General features: G+C 59.1%; 17 protein-coding genes and 1 pseudogene. 11 read left to right on the top strand and 7 right to left on the bottom strand.

Going from position 1 to position 19,777, the window contains the following annotated elements:
* The 4 genes from ACFQI8_RS14710 to ACFQI8_RS14700 form a co-directional block, all read right to left on the bottom strand.
* The coding region (locus ACFQI8_RS14710) for a DUF63 family protein (RefSeq protein ID WP_390246051.1) at nucleotides 1–627 on the bottom strand (627 nt) is incomplete at its 3' end.
* A complete protein-coding gene (locus tag ACFQI8_RS19540; protein ID WP_465261724.1) occupies nucleotides 624–848 on the bottom strand; it encodes a DUF7123 family protein in 225 nt (74 codons plus the stop codon). The genes ACFQI8_RS19540 and ACFQI8_RS14710, both read right to left, overlap by 4 nt.
* 21 nt (nucleotides 849–869) lie before the next feature.
* Nucleotides 870–3,473: a heavy metal translocating P-type ATPase gene (locus ACFQI8_RS14705; protein ID WP_390246049.1), complete on the bottom strand. Its 2,604-nt coding sequence runs from the start codon at nucleotides 3,471–3,473 to the stop codon at nucleotides 870–872.
* 96 nt (nucleotides 3,474–3,569) lie between these two features.
* Nucleotides 3,570–4,160, bottom strand: a complete 591-nt coding sequence (locus ACFQI8_RS14700) for an AsnC family transcriptional regulator (protein ID WP_390246047.1) — start codon at nucleotides 4,158–4,160, stop codon at nucleotides 3,570–3,572.
* A gap of 133 nt (nucleotides 4,161–4,293) precedes the next feature.
* Between ACFQI8_RS14700 and ACFQI8_RS14695 the strand changes: the two genes are divergently transcribed.
* Nucleotides 4,294–4,491 (top strand): heavy-metal-associated domain-containing protein, encoded by a 198-nt coding sequence (locus tag ACFQI8_RS14695; RefSeq protein WP_193571765.1) that lies wholly within the window; start codon nucleotides 4,294–4,296, stop codon nucleotides 4,489–4,491.
* Between the two features lie 274 nt (nucleotides 4,492–4,765).
* On the opposite strand, the gene ACFQI8_RS14690 is transcribed toward ACFQI8_RS14695, so the two are convergent.
* Nucleotides 4,766–4,969: a hypothetical protein gene (locus ACFQI8_RS14690; protein WP_390246044.1), complete on the bottom strand. Its 204-nt coding sequence runs from the start codon at nucleotides 4,967–4,969 to the stop codon at nucleotides 4,766–4,768.
* A 33-nt stretch (nucleotides 4,970–5,002) separates the two neighbouring features.
* On the opposite strand from ACFQI8_RS14690, the gene ACFQI8_RS14685 reads away from it, so the two are divergent.
* The 4 genes from ACFQI8_RS14685 to ACFQI8_RS14670 all read left to right on the top strand — a co-directional run bounded on the left by ACFQI8_RS14685 (nucleotide 5,003) and on the right by ACFQI8_RS14670 (nucleotide 10,774).
* Entirely contained in the window at nucleotides 5,003–6,958 is a 1,956-nt protein-coding gene (locus ACFQI8_RS14685; protein ID WP_390246042.1) for a copper-translocating P-type ATPase, read from the top strand.
* A gap of 155 nt (nucleotides 6,959–7,113) precedes the next feature.
* On the top strand, nucleotides 7,114–8,238 hold the full coding sequence (locus ACFQI8_RS14680; protein WP_390246040.1) for a succinylglutamate desuccinylase/aspartoacylase family protein: 1,125 nt from the start codon (nucleotides 7,114–7,116) through the stop codon (nucleotides 8,236–8,238).
* 318 nt (nucleotides 8,239–8,556) lie between these two features.
* On the top strand, nucleotides 8,557–9,600 hold the full coding sequence (locus tag ACFQI8_RS14675; protein ID WP_390246038.1) for an NAD(P)/FAD-dependent oxidoreductase: 1,044 nt from the start codon (nucleotides 8,557–8,559) through the stop codon (nucleotides 9,598–9,600).
* Nucleotides 9,601–9,799: 199 nt separating this feature from the next.
* The gene (locus ACFQI8_RS14670; RefSeq protein ID WP_390246036.1) at nucleotides 9,800–10,774 is read left to right on the top strand and encodes a sulfite exporter TauE/SafE family protein; all 975 of its coding nucleotides are present in this window, start codon (nucleotides 9,800–9,802) and stop codon (nucleotides 10,772–10,774) included.
* Nucleotides 10,775–10,844: 70 nt separating this feature from the next.
* Here ACFQI8_RS14670 and ACFQI8_RS14665 read toward each other — a convergent pair whose 3' ends face one another.
* A complete protein-coding gene (locus ACFQI8_RS14665) occupies nucleotides 10,845–12,260 on the bottom strand; it encodes an ABC1 kinase family protein (protein ID WP_390246034.1) in 1,416 nt (471 codons plus the stop codon).
* Nucleotides 12,261–12,516: 256 nt separating this feature from the next.
* On the opposite strand from ACFQI8_RS14665, the gene ACFQI8_RS14660 reads away from it, so the two are divergent.
* The 5 genes and pseudogenes from ACFQI8_RS14660 to ACFQI8_RS14640 all read left to right on the top strand — a co-directional run bounded on the left by ACFQI8_RS14660 (nucleotide 12,517) and on the right by ACFQI8_RS14640 (nucleotide 18,175).
* A complete protein-coding gene (locus ACFQI8_RS14660) occupies nucleotides 12,517–12,660 on the top strand; it encodes a YHS domain-containing protein (RefSeq protein ID WP_390246032.1) in 144 nt (47 codons plus the stop codon).
* Nucleotides 12,661–12,777: 117 nt separating this feature from the next.
* Nucleotides 12,778–13,824, top strand: a pseudogene (locus tag ACFQI8_RS14655) (VIT1/CCC1 transporter family protein).
* 391 nt (nucleotides 13,825–14,215) lie between these two features.
* Nucleotides 14,216–15,805, top strand: coding sequence for a transposase (locus tag ACFQI8_RS14650; RefSeq protein WP_390246030.1), 1,590 nt, complete (start codon nucleotides 14,216–14,218; stop codon nucleotides 15,803–15,805).
* 445 nt (nucleotides 15,806–16,250) lie between these two features.
* Nucleotides 16,251–17,486 carry a phage integrase SAM-like domain-containing protein gene (locus ACFQI8_RS14645; protein WP_390246028.1) on the top strand — a complete coding sequence of 412 codons (1,236 nt, stop codon included), beginning with the start codon at nucleotides 16,251–16,253 and terminating at the stop codon, nucleotides 17,484–17,486.
* Nucleotides 17,487–17,884: 398 nt separating this feature from the next.
* On the top strand, nucleotides 17,885–18,175 hold the full coding sequence (locus ACFQI8_RS14640; RefSeq protein WP_390246059.1) for a methyltransferase family protein: 291 nt from the start codon (nucleotides 17,885–17,887) through the stop codon (nucleotides 18,173–18,175).
* Between the two features lie 82 nt (nucleotides 18,176–18,257).
* Here ACFQI8_RS14640 and ACFQI8_RS14635 read toward each other — a convergent pair whose 3' ends face one another.
* Nucleotides 18,258–19,070: a hypothetical protein gene (locus tag ACFQI8_RS14635; RefSeq protein ID WP_390246026.1), complete on the bottom strand. Its 813-nt coding sequence runs from the start codon at nucleotides 19,068–19,070 to the stop codon at nucleotides 18,258–18,260.
* Between the two features lie 101 nt (nucleotides 19,071–19,171).
* On the opposite strand from ACFQI8_RS14635, the gene ACFQI8_RS14630 reads away from it, so the two are divergent.
* Nucleotides 19,172–19,582 (top strand): CopG family ribbon-helix-helix protein, encoded by a 411-nt coding sequence (locus ACFQI8_RS14630; protein ID WP_390246024.1) that lies wholly within the window; start codon nucleotides 19,172–19,174, stop codon nucleotides 19,580–19,582.
* Nucleotides 19,583–19,777 lie beyond the last annotated feature (195 nt).

Below are 19,777 nucleotides of genomic sequence, written 5' to 3'. Positions count from 1 at the left end.
CGTCGCGACCGGCACCCACAGACGGAGAGGAGCCGATGTCGAGAGCCCGTACCAAAATGCCCATCCGATGGCTCCGACAGCCCAGACCGACCCGACGAGTCCGACCGTCGACGGGATGGACCCAATATCCCGGTCGCGCGCTAGTGCGCCGACGCCGAGTGAGAGGACGGTGACGGCGGTGACGAAGAAGTAGATCGACGGTGTGATGAACCACACCGCGTAGTCACCGAGCAAACCGATATCCTCGAGCGCACGCATCGCGCCGCCGGCGACGATGATCGGCGCGAACCCGTACGCGAGTCGAGTATCGAACGAGACGTCCAGCGCGTCGAGATATGCCCGGAGCCCTGGGAGACTGTACACGACGGCCGCAAGGTACGTCACCGTGTTCACGGCGTTGTATCCGCGGACGGCCTGTATCCCCTCGTGCGTGACTGGCTGGCTGGCGGCATCGGCGACGACCGGGCCCCAGAGATACTGCCAGACGAATCGGTCGTAGACGAGCGTCGGGAACGCGAGAAGTGCTACACCAATAAGTACGACCGGAGCAAGCAGATACAGGACCCACCATTCTCGAGTTCCGGTGTCGGGGAGGACGGTTTCGACGCGCCGACTGACGGTACTCACGACTTGCTCACCTCGACTCGCCAGGTGGTGCTCTTCGAGCGCCCCCACTGTTCGAGTGACACATCGGCAAGGTCGTCCTGGAGCTGGCTCAGATACTGTGCGACGGCTTTCGGTGATCCGTCGAGATCGCTGGCTATCTCACGAGCGCGAAGGTACGTTGGCTCGGTGTCCGCTCTGTTGATGAGGTACGCGCGCACCGTGCGGCGGGATACGTTAGACATGGTGAATCAGAAGGGGTGTAGTCAGCGCAGCTTCCCGAGCAGTTTGTAGTCGTGGTCGGGGGTGTACCGGCGGAACAGCAGGCTGTTCGACAGCACCGACACGCTGGAGAACGCCATCGCACCGGCCGCCAGCACGGGCTGGAGCAGTCCCAGCGAGGCCAGCGGAATCATCGCCGTGTTGTACCCGAGTGCCCACACGAGGTTCTGCTTGATCTTCGAGAGCGTGGCGTCCGAGATACGGATGGCTTTCACCACGTCGAGCGGATCGTCGCGCATGAGCGTCACGTCCGCCGCTTCAATCGCAACGTCGGTGCCCGAGCCGATGGCGGTGCCGACGTACGCGACGGCGAGTGCTGGTGCGTCGTTGACGCCGTCGCCGACCATCATCGCCTTGCGCCCTTCGTCCTGAATGGCCTCGACCGCGTCGGACTTGTCTTCGGGGAGGACCTCCGCGCGGACGTTTTCGGGGTCGATACCGACTTGCTCGGCGACGGCGCGGGCGGTCCGTTCGTTGTCGCCGGTGATCATCATCACGTCGACACCGCGTTCCTGCAGCTGGCTCACGGCGTCTTTCGCGCTTTTCTTGACCGTGTCGGCGTCGGCGACCACGCCCACGAGTTCGCCCTCGTAGGCGACTAACATCGCGGTCTTTCCCTCGTTTTCGAGCCGCTCCATAGTCTCGGCAGCTGGCTCGGGGTCGATGCCGTTGTCCCGAAGGAGTTTGCGGTTGCCCACGAGGACCTCGCTCTCACCCACCGTGGCACGGATGCCGTGTCCTGGCACGTTCTCGAAATCGTCCGGGTCGGTGACATCAATGCCACGCTCTTCGGCTCCGTCGACGATGGCCCGGGCAAGCGGGTGTTCGCTCCCACTCTCGGCCGCGGCTGCGAGCCGCAACACGTCGTCCTCGCTGAGGCGGTCACGTGCGGTTAGTTGGCCGTCAGTGGCAGCGGGATCCCCGCCGTCTGTGATGGGATGTCCGGCGCCATCGAACACCACGACGTTAGTCAGCTCCATTTCACCTTTTGTGAGCGTCCCGGTCTTGTCAAAAACGACCGTGTCGACGTCTTTCGCGCGTTCAAGGATGTCACCGCCCTTGAACAGCACTCCGTTCTGGGCACCGATCGTCGTCCCAACCATCGTTGCAGCAGGCGTCGCTAACCCCAGCGCACAGGGACAGGCGATCAACACGGACGACGCGAAGACGATGAGCGCGAACTCGAAGACTGAGACCCCTCCAGCGGCGACGGGGCCACCTGCGACGAGTCCCCACAGCGGGATTGCCTCGACGAAGCCCGCGAGAGTCGCGGGGAAGAGGTACCAGACGACGCCCCAGAGGATCGCGTTTGCGATGACTGCAGGGACGAAGTACGCCGAGATACGGTCGGCAAGATTCTGGATGTCTGGCTGGCGGGATTGGGCCTCCTTGACCGTCTGAACGATCTGCTGGAGCGCCGTGTCCGCACCGACCTTCGTCGCCTCGATGACGAGGACGCCGTTCTCGTTGATCGTCGAGCCAACGACCTCGTCGCCCTCGCCCTTCTCGACGGGGACCGACTCGCCGGTGACCATCGACTCGTCAACGGCGCTCTGACCGTCGATGACGACGCCATCGGTCGGAATCTGTTCGCCGGGACGGACCTTCATGCGGTCGCCGACTGTGACATCTTCGAGTGGCACGTCCACTTCGGTACCGTCCTCGTCGACGAGGGTGGCCGTCTCAGCCTCCATTTCGAGGAGCTTCCGAAGGGCGTCGCCTGCCTGCCCTTTCGAGCGGGCTTCGAGATAGTTGCCGAGCGTGATGAACACGAGGATCAACGCGGCGGTGTCGAAGTACAAGCCTCCCGCGATCAATCCCGCGAGTACTGCGACTGAGTAGAAATACGCAGTGGACGAACCCAGTGCGATGAGAACGTCCATGTTGGCGCGTCTGTTGTTGACCAGCGCGTTGTACGAGTTCTTGTAGAACGGCCAGCCGAGCACGGCCTGAACGGGTGTCGCCAGCAGGAACTCGACCCACCCGAATTCGACGCCGAAGACCGTCTCCGGGAGAATTCCCCCGCCAAGCAGAAACTTCTCTGCGAGGAAAAACAACATCGGGGCCGACAGCGCGGCTCCGAACAGCGTCAGTCGAAGCTGTTTCCGAATCTCACCCTGTCGTGCAGCGTCCCGAGCATCTTCACCCGATTCACCGCTGTCGCTGTCTTCACGGACCGGCGAGTAACCAGCGCCCTCGATAGCGTCGTAGAGCGCGTCGAGGGACGTGTCCGCGGGGTTGTACCTGACCTGCGCTTCGTCGGTGGCGAAGTTCGCCTCGGCCGAGATAACACCCGGCGTGTTCTCGAGTGCGGTCTCGTTCGTCTGTACACAGTTGGCACAGGTCATATCGGAGATACCGATGGTCACCGTGTCAGACACCGCACCGTAGCCGGCCTCCTCGATCGCTTCGTAGATCTCTGCAAGCGATACCTCGTCAGGGTCGTACTCGACGGAGCCCTCGTCCGTGGCGAAGTTGGCATTCGCCTCGATGACGCCGTCGAGTGACTCCAGGGCGTCGCCAACTGTCCCCGAGCAGTTGGCACAGGTCATCCCTGTGATGTCGAGATGTGCCGTGCGTGTTTCCATCGTCATAGTATAGGGGCTACTCCGTTAGGTGAGTTTCTACTTCGAGAGTGGGAGTAACCAACGGCGCTTACTTTCGATTCCAAACCGAAGTCAGTGCTACACGCCCTCTTCGAGACGCTGGTGTCGATCTTCGAACCGACTCTGACACGATGGACAACAGAAATGATAGAGTTCTCCGCCAATCCGACTCGTCTCCCCCTCGGAATCCACAGTATTACTGCACTCAGCACACGTGAGTGCGAACTCGACGCCGTCGATCGATGGCGTCCACTCGACTTCGTCGACTAACGTGATCGCGTAATCAACTGAGCCGACGCCATCGAGAAGCGTGTTCACCCACGCCCGGACGTTCTGTGCTTCTGCACGTCCATAGAACCAGAGGTCACCCTCGGACGTAATGAACACGTGTTCGACGGCGTCGTCGTTTCTGACCCGCTCGCGTACCGCGTCGAATGACTCAGATGGGAGATCTAGCTGGACGAGTACCGGCACACCAGCTCTGAGTTTAGTACGGTCGACATCGATGGTGAAGTGGTTGATGACCCCGGCCTCCTGGAGGCGTGTGACGCGATCTGAAACCGCTGGCCCCGAGAGACCAACTTCCTCGCCGATCGCGCTGAACGGGCGACGGGCGTTCTCGGCTAACAACGAGAGAATCTCCATGTCGGTTTCGTCCAAGTCCCGCATACTGGTCGAAAAGGACGCAAGATACAATACTATTCCCCTGAAGTCACTTTGGAATGCGTCGTTTCACAACCATTCGAACAGCAGTATCGAAGCAGCAAACGACAAAGGGGAGCGGTCCGTATATCTTACTGGAATGAGTCAAACGATCACCGTCGAAGGAATGACCTGCGGCCACTGCGAACAGACAGTCGAAGAGGCACTTCAAGACGTGTCTGGTGTGACTGACGCCACCGCCGATCGTGAGGCCGAACAGGCGAGCGTCGATGGTGACGCCGACGTCACGGCCCTCGTGCAAGCCGTCGAAGACGCTGGATACACCGCCCACGCCTGAGAGCACCCAGAACGTTCGCGGACGACCGCCCCGTCGTTGTCTTCCGAGTCCGCCTGCCCTGATCGTCCTGCGCAGTCTCAGGCACCGGACAGAATAATGGGGAGGCGGTACCAACACCCAACCCATGAGCAACCATCCAGACCACGAACGTATCCGGGACGCTTCGTCGGAAACTGATTCCGAGGGACCCGTCTACTGCTGCCGTATCTGCCAGTTAGAAGCAGATGGAGGGAGTCGAGCGACAGATCCCTCATCCACCACGGAGCCTCCCCACTCACCCGAACACACGAACCACGACCGGACGGGCGAGACTACCACGGAACCCGAAAGCACCGACGAACACGCACACCACGATCACGAAGCCGAGTCCGGACACAGCCACGCCGAGACCAAACACGCCCACGCTGGAGGGGGCGAACACGATCACGGCGCACACGACGACGGCGCGGACGTCCACGAGGGAGGGCACGAGGACCACAGCGGCCACACCGACCATTCGGGGCACGAACAGATGTTCCGACGGCGGTTCTGGGTATCGCTCGCGCTCTCGGTGCCGGTCATCTTCTTCAGCGAGTTCATCCAGGATGTCTTCGGCTACACGGCGCCGTCGTTCCCCGGGAGCGTCTGGATCACACCCGTCCTCTCGGTTGTGATCTTCGCGTACGGTGGCGTGCCGTTCCTCTCGATGGCCCGGACGGAATTGGAAAACCGTGAGCCGGGGATGATGATGCTCATTTCGCTGGCCATCACCGTCGCGTTCGTCTACTCGATTGCGAGCCTGTTCCTCCCGGGGACGACGCCCTTTTTCTGGGAACTCGTCACGCTGATCGACATCATGCTGCTGGGCCACTGGGTGGAGATGCGGTCGGTCCGGCAGGCGTCCGGGGCGCTCGACGAGCTGGCGAAGCTCATGCCCGACACCGCCGAACGCCTCACCGAGAGTGGGGATACCGAAGAAGTCCCCGTCTCCGAACTCCTCGAGGGCGACGTCGTGCTCGTTCGCCCGGGCGCGAGCGTGCCGGCCGACGGCGAAGTCGTCGAAGGCGAGTCGTCCGTCGACGAATCGATGATTACGGGCGAATCCAGGCCCGTGGGCAAGGAACCGGGATCAGAAGTGGTCGCCGGGACGGTCAACCAGGACGGGAGCCTCCGCATCAAAATCACGAAGACGGGCGAGAAGACGACGTTAGCGGGCATCATGCGGCTCGTTGATGAAGCCCAGAAATCGAAATCTCGAACCCAGTTGCTCGCCGACAAGGCAGCTGGCTGGCTATTCTACGTGGCACTTGGCGTCGCGGCGATTACGGCCGTCGCGTGGATCGTCGCCACCGGGTACAACATCACCGTCCTCGAACGCGTCGTGACTGTACTGGTCATCGCGTGTCCCCACGCACTCGGCCTGGCCGTCCCGCTCGTGGTCGCGATCAACACCTCGACGGCTGCCCAGAACGGGATGCTCATCCGCGACCGGATTGCTATGGAGGAATCGCGAAACCTCGATACGGTGATGTTCGACAAGACCGGGACGCTCACGAAGGGCGAGCAGGGCGTTGTTGGCGTCGAGACGGTAGGTGACTGGAGTGAGGAGCGAGCGTTCGAAGTCGCCGCTGGTGTCGAGGGTGACTCCGAGCACATGATCGCTCGCGCCATCCGGGACGCCGCCGAGGAACGGGACGTCCAGCGATCGAGCGTTTCGAACTTCGAGAACTTCCGCGGTCTCGGCGTCAGAGCCACTGTGGACGGTGAGACGGTTCATATCGGTGGTCCCAACCTGATTGAGAAACTCGGTATCGAACGATCCGACGGCATCGCTGCCTTCGCTGAGGAAGCTGGATCGAACGCAGAGACGGTAATCTACTTGGTTCACGACGAATCCGAAGTCGTCGCAGCATTCGCGCTAGCGGACGTTATCCGGGAAGAAAGCCGGCAGGCCATCGAGGCGCTACACGCGATGGACATCGAGGTGGCGATGCTGACCGGCGACTCCGAGGACGTCGCACGGGCTGTCTCGGAGGAACTCGGTATCGACCAGTACTTCGCGGAGGTGCTGCCCGAGGAGAAGGACACGAAGGTCGAACAACTCCAGTCCGAAGGAAAGCTGGTCGCGATGGTTGGCGACGGCGTCAACGACGCGCCAGCGCTCACGCGAGCCGACGTTGGCATCGCCATCGGCTCAGGGACGGACGTCGCGATTGAGTCGGGTGACATCATCCTCGTCGACAACAACCCGGTTGACGTGGTGCGGCTCATCAAGCTCTCGAAGGCGTCGTATCGGAAGATGCAAGAGAACCTCGTGTGGGCGACCGGCTACAACGTGTTCGCGCTCCCGCTCGCGGCGGGGATTCTCGCACCCATCGGCATCCTCCTGTCGCCGGCGATCGGCGCCGTGTTCATGTCGCTGTCGACGATCATCGTCGCAATCAACGCCCGCCGACTCGGGAACGTTGACCTCTCACTCACCGCGTGACGAACGATGACCGCACCTACCTACTCGACACACCAGTATCGCTCGCCCACCCAGAGACCGACAGGTGCAGCCGTCCGCAATGAATCGGTCGGCTCGATGGATCGACCGAATCGTCGATTTCGTGGCTGGGAGATTCGGTCGAGGGGGTCCGAACAATGATTACGGACGCCCAGCCGGTCGAAGTCGGTGGACGACTCGTCGAACCGGGCGAGCGGCGGCAGTTCCGGTACGAACTCAGCGAGACCTACAACGGAGATGCGGTCGAAGTCCCTGTCTCCGTCATCACTGGCGAACACGACGGCCCGACGGTCTTGGTGACGGCAGCCGTTCACGGCGACGAGATGAACGGCGTGAAGATCCTCCAGCAGGCAGCCAGTCGGTACGATCCCGCAGACCTCCACGGCACGCTCGTCTGTCTGCACGTGCTCAACGTTCCGGGGTTCCTCGCCCAGCAACGCTATCTCCCCTTCTACGACGAGGACCTCAACCGCGCGTTTCCAGGGAATCCGAGCGGGAAGACGTCTTCGCGATTCGCCGACGAACTCTTCACGACGTTCATCCGCGAGTGCGACCTCGGCATCGACTTCCACACGTCGACGCGCCACCGGACGACGATGCCCCACGTCCGCGCAGACGTCTCTGATCCCGCCGTCGAACGTCTCGCTAGAGCGTTCGGAATGAGCGTCATCCTCGCCGGTGCGGGTTCCGAGGGAACACTCCGAACAGCTGCCAGTGCGGCTGGGATTCCGACGATCACGGTGGAGACGGGACGCGCGCATCGCTTCCAGACGGATCTCGTGGAGCGTGCGTTGCGGGGTATCGACAGTGTCCTCGGCGAGTACGGCGTCCTTCCGGGCGAACCGGTTGTGTGGCCGGGCTGGACACGGGTCGTCGCCGAACCGACCGAGAAGACGTGGATCCGCGCCGATCGCGGTGGTCTCATCGACGTCGAGTGGGGACCGAGTCCGCTCGTCGAGGAAGGAGACCTCCTGTTCACGCTCTCGGATCACTTCGAGGAGGAAGTCACCGAAGTCAGAGCGCCGTTCACGGGCATCGTCGTCGGCGTCCTCGAGTGTCCGCTCGCCTATCCCGGCCACCCACTCTGCCATTTCGTCCGCGTGGACGAGGAAACCGCCGACATCATCCGAGGTGACATCGAGCGGGGCGTGTTCGACGTCTACCGTGAAGGTGGCTTCCAGTGGCCCGAACCGCGCTGGTACGCGAAACACGAACGCGAATCTGATTCCGAACGAGGTGGTAGAAATGACGAGAGGAAATAAACTGACGCTAGCGGGCTATGTCCGCCATTACGTCACGCGAGTGAACACGGTGTGTGCAAAATGATTTCTCGTAGAATTTCTCCGAGCGATATAGACAACGCATCGGAGCATTTGGGGGATACGGACCCGTTTCTCGATGGGGCAGGTCACTTTCCGGGTGTATCCCACGCGATCGACTGTCGTGGGCAATCGGTAGCTGTCATTGGTGGGGCGATGGGTGGATTAGCAGCGGCTCATGCGTTGAACAGCCTAGGATACACAGTCGACCTGTTCGAACGGCAGTCGTACGATGCGAAGCGAGTAAATTGTGGAGAGGCGATGACTGCAGCCTCGATGATTCCGCTGGAAAAGACGCCAGAGAATGGGTTCGTCAACGATGTTCCAGAATTTGAGGTGGATGTGTACACAGGAACGAATCCGGCCCGAGAGCTAGCTGGAACCGGGGTATTTCCGTCCGGGGATGGGTATGTAGCCGACCGTAACGTCGTCGAGCGTCGATGGGCAGCTACCCTCGAGGCCGATGGGGTAACCGTGCGTTCGGGGTCACCAGTTACAAAGTCGAAGTTTCACTCGCTCATCGACCGCCACGATCTGGTCGTCGACGCGACCGGGCAGCCGTCACTCTCGAGCAAAGTGACCGGCAGCACCGACGAGTACTCGGGATATATGACCGCACTCAATACCGACGTACAGGGCGATTTTTCCGACATCTATCCGAACACACGGATGATCCTCGAGAACTATGCCGGCTACGCCTGGGTGTTCCCAAAATCGACACACCGGGCAAACGTCGGAATTGGGTGGGCACAACGCGATCTCCCAACTGATTACATGGAGGCATTTAAACAAGCGTGTGAACGAAACGGCTGGCCCATTCCTTCCCGAGAGCAAACGAATGTCGCGATCATTCCAGAGGGACCGAGTCTAAATCCCTCGCGGATATACGTGCCCGAATTCAACGTCGTCAGAGTTGGCGACGCAGCCGGAATTGCGAACCGGTTTTCCGGGAAAGGAATCTCACAGGCCGTCCACTCGGCATACATCATGGCTGAGTATGCCGCTAACGGTCGATTAGCAGAATATCCTGCGGCGTTACACAAGACGATGCGCCCTGAGTACTTGCTTGCGCATGTGGTTCGGGGGGTTCTTGAATCGAACCGGCCATACCTGCTTGGCGAGATATTGGCTGCGGTTTCTGGCCTCGATGTTGAGGATGCAGACCGAGCACCGAAGCACGTCCTTTTTCGACTACTTCGCCATCCAGTTGTGTTCGCTCGGTTGCTCTCAACCCCGTCGATACTTCAACGCGTATACGACGCCTACACGAATGACTGGGAGTACCGTATCCAAAAGTCCAGTTGACCAAGGAACTGCGGATGTTCATAGTTACGGTCTAAACTAGACGTCCATCGTATCGTCAAGGACTCGTTGGGCGCTGTATCCTTTTTCAGGTTCCCAGCCGTACTCTCGCTCATGACGGGACCTTCTGGTGTGTCTTTCGTCATTTATCATAGATGCTCCAGACACCGATTGCAGATAAACTAGCAGAGGTTGGAGGCCAATGGTACTCATAGAATCAGAAGTCCTGTTCTTCGTCGGGTTCGGGCTTCTAGTGGGCATTCTATTCGGATTCTTTGGACTGGGCGGGAGCTTCTTTGTCACCCCGGCACTCCTCGTGCTCGGCCATCCCGCCGAAGCCGCTGTGGGCTCCGGTCTTGTGTTCGTCTTTGGAACGTCACTCGCTGCAGCCTTCACCCACCGATCTGCCGGACACATCGATTACAAACTCGGTGGCCTCCTTGTCCTCGGGATGGCAGCTGGAATCGAGGTCGGCAGGCGGATACTCTTCTGGCTCGCCGAGAGAGGACTTGCGGATCTCGTCATCAGCATCGCCTACGTCGTATTGCTGGCAGTGGTGGGCGTGATTATTCTCCGTCGAGTTCGCAATGAACGATTCGTTGACTCCGTCGAACGACGCACTCCACCCGTGTTCGAGCAGTATGCTCTCAGCCGACTCCCTCCGCTAATCGAACTCCGATCTACTGTGCAGGTTTCCGTGTGGCTCATCCTCGTCGTCGCCATCGCTATCGGAACGCTCTCCGGCTTTCTCGGGGTCGGCGGTGGCTTTCTGATGGTTCCGAGTCTCGTTTATGGTGTAGGAATCTCGAAATCGGTAGCGGTTGGTACCGATGTCTTTCAAATCGCAGGATCGAGCGCGTTCGGATCCGTTCGCTACCTCCAGCAAGGAGCCGTCCATTTCACAGTTGTACTCCCATTGCTCGGAGGGAGTGTCTTCGGGTCTTATGTCGGGTCACGGCTAACAGATGTCGTCGACGAGAGCACGCTGATGAGCTACTTTGCGGTGATGCTACTCATCGACAGCGTCGCAGTAGCGAGCAAGACTATTAGTCACACGTACGATATTCGAATCCTCCACTATCTCAGTCTCACGCTCCTCTTCGGAACTGCGCTCAGCGTCGCCGCACTCATCGTCTACCGAGGTGGACGAACTGCCTACCGCGAGTCGGTCGGATGATTGTGTGGTCGAACGCCCTCGAATAAGTATAGAATCGTCTGGGTCTACAGGCGTGAGGATAGCCGACTAATCATCGTCTGCCATCGTATGATGAACGGATGAACAAAAAGAGGAAGACGAGAACGACGACCATTCCAAGTAGCGAGTACGTTATGTCCACTGAGACGAGCAGGGCACTACCGATGAGCGACGCCGCTGCTAGAATCGCATACCCGAGTGAACGCGATCCCTGATGCTGAGTCCTGACAGCAGCTTGCATACGCTCTTCTTGTCGGGCGTCAAGCTCTTGCTCGAATTTCGCTGGGAGTCGGAGGAGTGCCCAGAGTGAGGTTTCCAGTTCGCCTCGCATCTCTGCGAGTTTCATCCGAGCTGCCCGTTCCATGAACCCGTGCTCGCGGAGGAATGCCTGTGCCGCGGCGAGGAAATCGAACTCCGGATCGAGTTGTCTGAGAACCCCCTCGCTGATCGAGCCCACTCGGAGGACGAGCATGATGTCGGGCGGGATGCGAAACGGGAACTCGTGGAGCATCCCGGTCACTTCGCTGATGATCTGCTGCCAGTTCACGGTCTCGCTGCCCTCCAGGTCGTCGATGACTAACTCGAGGACGTGCCCAACGGCGGCTCGATCTGCATCGGGGTCGAGGGCACCGAGAGCAATGAGTTCGTCAATGATTCCATCGACGTTCCGATTGACAGCAGCGAGATAGAGATTCACGACGCTGTTCTGCATCGCCGGCGTGAATCGACCACTCATCCCGAAGTCGTAGAAAACGATACGTCCCTCCTCGTCGACGGCGAGGTTGCCGGGATGGGGATCCCCGTGGTACACACCGTGTTCGAGCCCCATCGTGAAGTACGCGTTCGCCACGTCTCGAGCGACCTCGCTCGGGTCGTGTCCCTCGGCTTCGAGTTCGTCGACATCGGTGACCTTCGTCCCCTTAACGTAGGCCATGGTGAGAACGCGCTCCGAGGACACGTCGTGATAGACACGGGGGACGACGACCGTCTCGTTCTCGTCGGCTTCGAAGTTTGCCCGAATCTCTGCCATCATTCGAGCTTCGCGCTCAAAGTCGAGTTCCTCTAGAATGATGCGCTCGAAGTCGTCAGCCATGTTTCGGAGCGAAAACTGGAGGCGCTCCGGGGCAAGCAGCATTACCAGCGGGATGAGGCGGCGGATGATGCGAAGGTCAGTCTCGATGAGATCGTTGATGCCAGGTCGTCGAACCTTCACGACGACGTGATTGCCCTGATACGTCGCTCGATAGACCTGCGCCAGCGACCCACCCGCAATCGGTTCCGGATCGAAGTCATCGTAGGAGTGATAGCCGACATCATCTGCAAGCGCAGGGATCATCTCGCGATACGGCCCCGTTGGGACCGCATCCTGCAGCGTAACGAACTCCTCGGCGTACACTGGTGGAACGACGTCGGGGCGAGTCGAGAGGACCTGTCCGATTTTCACGAACGTTGGCCCGAGATCTAGCATTACGTCGCGAAGCTTGCGAGCCCGCTGTTCGTGCGCCTCACGAGAGATCGAACGGGAACGTCCGAAGAGCAAAAACCGACGCCGGTCGCGGAGGAAGAGAATCACAAACGGAACGAGTTTGCCTAGGATCCGGCAGAGTCGAAGAGAAAATCGAACCATCAGAGTCACCAGCGAATTCGCTCGTCGTTCCCTAATAGATACGTGTTGGAGGCGTTCCGAAATCATCATTCGGATGGGGGCCAAACCGGTCGCTTAGATGCCGATTGATCCGGTCTGTGGGATGGAACTCTCGCCTAGCGATGCAGTCTCTACTGTCCAGCACGGCAGGACGACGTACTATTTCTGTAGCGAAGAGTGTCAGCAACGGTTTGAAGAACAGCCAACAATATACACGGAGTAATCCAGCTACTGCTCGCGCTTTCGGTCGGACGGAAGCCGCAGTCTCACAAACAATTCTGAAGCCTGTACTGTTTCGACCCCTAGTATCACTAAGACTCTCTACATCGAAATCTGGACAATGAGCGCACGTGACGATGTTACGCGGTATCGTCGAAATATACAGGACGAAATAGACAGTGCGACCGTCTACGAGGCCATGGCCACAGCGGAATCTCAACCGCAGCTCGCCGACGTGTATCGACGCTTGGCGGCGACCGAGCGTGAACACGCGGAGTTCTGGGTCGAGAAACTTCGCGAGGCTGGCACCGATATGTCTACTCCACGACCGTCTTGGAGAGCTCGTGTTCTCGCGTGGCTCGCCCGACGGTTCGGTCCTGACGTCGTCGCCCCGACGATGCGTGCCGGAGAAGCAACTGGTGGTGCAGGATACGCCACGCAACCGGAAGTCGAAGAAACGGGGATGGTGGCTGACGAACGATCCCACGATCGCCTGCTTACAGCAATCGCCGAGGCACCCGGCCGTGGCGCAGAAGGGGACGTCCTCGCCCGCCTCGAAGGGCGACATCGCGCAACGAGTGGTAACGCCCTCAGGGCGGCCGTTCTCGGTGCGAACGACGGCCTCGTGTCGAACCTGAGTCTCGTGATGGGTGTCGCAGGGGCCGCTCTCAACGCGACAGCCATCCTCATCACTGGATTAGCCGGGCTCCTCGCCGGTTCCGGGTCGATGGCGATGGGCGAGTGGCTCTCCGTCCAGAGTTCGCGGGAATTCTACTAGCGCCAGATCGACATCGAGGCCACTGAACTCGCTGAAGTTCCCGAAGAGGAGGCAGAAGAGCTGGCGCTTATCTACGAAGCGAAAGGCCTCTCCAGAGAGCACGCAGAGCAACTCGCAGAGCGACTGGTAGCAGACGAGGCCACAGCGCTCGATACACTTGCTCGTGAGGAGTTAGGCATCGATCCCGAAGAATTGGGCGGGTCTGCCTGGGAGGCTGCAGGTGCGTCATTCATCCTCTTCGCACTGGGAGCGATCATCCCCGTCACCCCGTTTTTCGCATTCACCGGAATCACTGGCTGTCGGGGCGTACCTGCCAGCGTTCACGGCGATAATCCTCATTGCGATGGGTATTGGATTCATCCTATAAATCTTCTAATAGGCTGGTTCTGAGCCATCCTATAATCATGTTGGAGAAGTCTCACTCGTTATGCGGGCAGTCCAGAAAGCTATGGTGAGATACCTACGAGAGTGGAGATCTCAACCGTCTTCATAGTATCCCAACTCCACGTGACTCCTTTTCAGTGGAGTCCAAACTCTCGGTCAGAGAGGACACTACCTCGAGCGAAACAGCACTTCCCTCGAAATGCCAGTTTTCACTACGAATCAGAACTAAACAATCGATAAAGTAACCACTCTCGCTAGTTACATGTGAGCTCTATGTCCTTATGATTTACTCTTGAGTATGAGGTGTCGTTGATCAATGTCACGAGAGAGCTAAGCCCATGGGAAGTAAAAGAAAGAACCATCACTGCCGTTGATTATCTCTCGATAAGACGATTTGATGGAACAGCGTGGCCGCCGATTGACCGACGCATTTGTTGCTGCTCTCGAACTCCGCAAGCACCTCCGTAAAGGAACAGCGTTCTGCGGTGCGCTCACCGACCTCAAGCTCCAGATCGAGACGTTGGATGACGGTTACCCGGAGTGGCACCCCGCACCGTATCCATTCCATGGGATGCTTAAGCTCTTCATCTATCTGGAAGTCACTGGGGACAGCTATCGGTCCCTCACCCGCCACCCAGAACTGGCTGACGTATTCGGGCTTGACCGCATTCCTGATGAATCAGTCCTCTCTCGGACGTGGCGCAACCGCTTTGATGACGATATTCGAGGGTATATCACCGCCAGTGCACACTGTTTAGTCAAGGAGGTCCACAACGAGGATCTCTCTGTTCCCGAAGTTCGACCACTGGAGGAGGTGAAACAATCGTCCGAAGACGCATCTGAAGTTCCTGAGGGTCCTACCGAGTTCTCCGATGAAGAGATCTACCAAACCACCCGCCTCGCTCGTGAGCATGGCTTCAGCCCGTTTGATTCTAAAAGAGCGCAAAACGCGACCTACGAAGATACGCGGTTCTTCGAACTCCAGACGTTCATCGGAATGGTCGGGTGTGGTACTCCACAGGGTGCGGCCCGGTTCAAGTTCCGTCGCGGGAAGGAGTACGGTCCCCACGGAGACACCCACCTTCGAGCTGTCAAGAAATTTGATCCTGAGAGCCTACTTGATGGATTTCAACAGGCGACAGAACGGTTGCTTTCGGTGATTCAATCGGACTCCTCGTTTCGTCGCCCAGTCACTGTCGCGATCGACATCACAACCATCGGCTACTTCGGTGACGTGGAAGGAATGCCGATGGTGAGCGGGACGAAGGACAGCGAAGGAAGAGCGTTCAAGTTCGCCACTCTCTCGATTGTCGGATGGAACATCCCGCTGATTCTCGCTGTCGAACCTGTCCGTGAGAGTTCGCCGTGGGACCAGAACCCACCGAATCGGGTCCATCGTATAGTCCGACGGCTCGTTCGACGCGCACAGGAGCACGTGCCGATTGAAATGGTGCTGTGCGACCGGGAGTTTGACTCGAAAGCGGTGTATCAGACGCTTTCGAACCTCAACGTAAACTACCTCATTCCGAAGCGGATTCACAGTGCTGAGCGAGGGGCTATTGAGGCAATGAACGAAGACAGGCAAGAAGTCGCTACTGAGTCAGCAACTGTTCACGTCGATCACGGTTCGCACGCGATGCAGTTTCTCTACGTGCCCTCGACGAAAGGAGAGGGGACAGCGGTCTTTGCGACGAACCTCTCAGTCGGCCCCAAGGAAGCTGAGACGTTCTGCCGCCGCTACAGTCGTCGCTGGCAGATCGAGAACGAGTACAAGAGCATCAAGAACGACTTCTTGGCGAAGACCTCCTCGAAAGATTACCGAGTGCGGTTGTTCTACTTCGTGTTCGCCGTCCTCCTCTACAACATCTGGCGGCTCACGGACTTCCTCTTGAAAGCGGGCGTCGATGGTGAGATGGACTACGCGCCGGTCCTGACCGCGGGCGAGTGTGTCGAGATCGTCGCCTCGGGATTGATACCGCCTGACTGAGCGACCGATTTCCTATTGGGTTCGCCGCTTGGGAGTGGCGACGCTCTGTAGGAGCACCCAAATCCGCTCAATATCCCATGGTCGCTCGATTATCTCGTTCAGCATAGGCAGAAATCGAGCACTTCGTTGGGAGATGGACCCGAACCGGCGGAGATCCCACCCGAAACTGGCCTATCCTCCGAAACTGTGAACTCCCACCGGCTCAGTTTTAGTATAGCGGAATATGGTTTATTAATTGGATTTCTTGGCTATTAGCACTGCTACTACCGGAATTCGGCACTTCGGGCAGATATCCAGTTGGACGTGATTACACTGGTAATCACGACCACTTTCAAGTACCCCGACGCCGTCGGTGAAGCACGAATGCTGCAACCGCCTCAGGACGGCGCTTCCCCCGGGGTAGAGGCACCGAGACCGGGCCCGCAGGACGGTGGAGGGCCGGTGAATGCCTGATCGAGCGCTTTCGACGCCGCTCGACGATAGCTTCGAGCGTTACCTCCAGGACAAGGGGAAAGGCCGCGGTGGGGACGGTGGGAACTATCGACGCAACGCAGCCCGCGAGCTCGAGCGGTTCGCCGAGTGGGCCGCCGGCGACCGCGGCGACGACGACTGGACCGGGATCGTCCCCGACGACGTCGACCGCGAACCGACCTTCGACGATCTCGACGAACGCGTGTTCCGGGAGTACGCCCGGCATCTTGGTGGGGATCGAGGACTCAAGCAGAATACGGTACAAACCTATTACCGCTATATCTCTGCGTGGTGCGGGTGGTGCGTCAACGAGGGATATCTCGAGGCGCATTACGCGCAGCGGGCGAGTGCGATGGCGCCGCTGCCGGAGGACGACGGCCGCAAGCCCGGTGACCAGCAGGCCTGGACGTCGGAACAGCGCCACGCCCTCACCCGTCACGTCGACGAACGGGCCCGCGACGCCATCGAGACGTACACGACACTCCCGGAGGATACTGACCCCCTCGACAAGCAGCGAGCCCGCTACGCGGCGTTGAAAGCCGCTCGTGACCGCGCCCTCGTATTCGTCCTCGCGTACACAGCTGTCCGCGTTGGCGAACTCCTTCGAGACCCGAATGACCCGCGCCGGCGCGGCGTCCGCTGGGAGGACCTCTCGCTCGACGACGGGAGTATGGACGTCTACCGGAAGAAACAGCAGTGGGACGCTGCTAGCCTCCCCGATCCGGTGATCTCGCCGCTGCGGAGCTACCGGAAGCTGATGGCCCCCCCAGCCGAGCGCTGGCCGGTGTTCCCGACATTCGACCAGCGGACGCTCGCGGAACTCGTGCAGGAGGAGCTAGCCGACCGGGGAGAGCGGCCAGCTGCGATTGATGAACGACGTAATGAGTACGCTCGCGACCTCCTGCTGGCACTCGATGAGGATATCCGCCCGCCGTCGATCACGACGGACGGCGCCCGGTCGATTCTCCAGCGACTCACTGAAGCCGCAGAGATCGACATCGACCACCCGAAACACGACTATCTTGCACCGCACGGTGGTCGACGAGGAATGGGAGAGGTCCTCGTCAGAGCGTTCGGCTACACGGTTGCAGCTCGATATCTCGACAACTCGGAGGAAATGGTTCGCGAGCGGTACTCACATATTGAGGCTGGGGAACTCGGGGATGTGGCGACTGAGGCCCTCCAAGAAGTGGATAGTATCGTAGGCTAATGCCTTTGGGATCCTTAGCCAGTTCGTGAGCTGCCGAGACCTGTGTTACTCTCACCAACTGGGTGGGATTTCATCTGGCTCTTTGCAAAACAGTCGACTATGTCCTCGCGTGCAGATCGCGCTCTCCTCGCGATCATTATCGCGGATGCCAGCCTAATCGTCTGATACATGGTGAGTGCCCTCCGCCCCGACGACCGCGTGTGGCCGATCGGAGAACATTCGTGGAGATGGTGGTTCAATTGGTCTGCACTCTCGGTCGTGTTTGCTGGGTTCCCCGTGCTGACTATTCTTGACCGTGATTCGTTCGTGTTCGATAGTATTCGAAGCAAGCTCGCTGGAGGAGCCATCGCAACGCTCGGGATAGGTTTGCCCTCTCCGCGCTCTTGGAACTCGGATGGATGGAGAGCAGCGGGCGGGAAGGTGAGCTCCGAACTGACGGGATTTATGGGTACACCCGAAATCCGCAGAGTGTAGGGTTCATCCCGTTCGTCGTCGGCACAATTATCGCGACGAACTCGCGAAAACTCGCCATCCACGGCATATTGACCATCATCATCATCTACGTATTGTTCCCGTTCGCTGAAGAGCCATGGCTGCGTGAACAATACGGCGAGACCTATGACGAATTCTGTGAACAGACGCCTCGGTTCTTCAGTCTGGAGTCGCTGAAAGAGCTTCTTCGCTCGTAGGGACCGTTAGTGTAGGGAGAGATCTATCTCGACGTGAGTAATCTGGGTCCCCGATACCTGGAACGTGAATGCTCTCTGCTGGTTAGAAGACGCCCAGAATGAACCCGAATCCCATAACGATGAGAATTGTTGCGGTGAACGCTGGCAGGTACTCTGCGTAGTCTTCAAGGCGGTCTTCGTATCGCTGGTACCCAGCCACGAGTAACAGCGTCACACCGACGAGTGACGTGATGACGGCCAGTGAGTAGAGGAGCATCAATTCGAGACAATAGGTTGAGCCGGTGCAGATAGCGATGATATCGAATTCCTCGTTGTGCGTGAACCCGAGAGCAAACGCGAGAGCTGCCATTCCGTAGAGTCCACGATCCGGCGTCTCGTCGAGGTGATCGTGAGAATGTGAATGGTCGGAGTGGCCCACGAACGGAACTATTCGCCGGACTCGAGCAACCCATCCTTGGCTCTCGTCGCCGTGGTTGTGATGGTGGTCGGAGGCGTGATCATCGTCGTGACTGTGATGGGTGTGATCGTGATCGTGGCCATCGTGTTCGTGATGCCCACTGTGGTCGTCACCGTGATTCGGCGTGGTGTGGTCGTGCCCATTGAAGTATTGCCAGATACCCAATGCAATGAGTAGTATCCCGGCGACGTAGTTCATCCAGGGAATCTGGGTAATATCGAAATACGAGAGCGCCCAGAAGTACACGACCACCATCGCGATGCTACTGATAAGGTGGCCGACACCGAGAATAAGGCTCGATGCGGCGGCATAGAACCATTTGTTTTGTTTGTCGAGCGCATAACTCGCCGCGATTGCCCATCCGTGCCCCGGGGCGAGGCCGTGGGTGAGACCGAGAGCAGTTGCCCCGAGTGCAAGCCCGAGAATTCCGGTCGCCATATACTCGATAGGGGTACTGGATGGCTCATAGGGGTTGTTATGACCCGATTCGGGAGTTCGTAATAATCACGCTCTTGAGGGCTGCCGTCTATGGCTTGCGTATGAGAACGAGTTTGAACATTCCGCAAGAGGTCCTCGAGTCGTTCGATGCGACGTGGCAAGACGAAGGATTGGAATCACGTTCCCGTGCTGTCCGTGAGGCGATTCACGAATACATCGAGCGTCACACGGAACTCGAAGGATTGGAAGGCCCTGCCGTCGCAGCGCTGGCGTTCGATTACGAGCACACACTCGTCATTGGTGAACTCCATACCGTCCAGCATGAGTTCGAGGATGTCATCAGTACCACCCAACATATGCACCACGGGGAGTGGTGTCTGGAGACGCTCTTTTGCCAGGGCTCTGCAGCACGAATTCGGGAGTTGGTATACCATCTCCGAGATTTCGATGCCGTGGGACGTGTAAACGTTATGTTTCTCCAACCGGAACCCTCAGAGCACACTGAGGATTGAGTTAGTTCCACCGACCGGGAGAAGTCTCAATACAGCTCTACTGCCAGTGGTGGCCGTTCGACTGAGGTCGGAGCCCACCCCGTAGTCAGAGTTGAACCTCGCTTCGCCCCTGTGATACGCTGTATACCGCCATTAGTCGAAAAAAAAACGCCTTGGCAACAGTTGTTCTTCAAATATTGGATGTCGGCCCCGCAG

Origin of the sequence: Haloferax chudinovii (assembly GCF_042663345.1) — an archaeon.
In the GTDB taxonomy this organism is placed as follows: domain Archaea; phylum Halobacteriota; class Halobacteria; order Halobacteriales; family Haloferacaceae; genus Haloferax; species Haloferax chudinovii.
The sequence above is the reverse complement of the archived record's forward strand: the minus strand, read 5'-3'. Positions and strand labels throughout refer to the sequence as shown.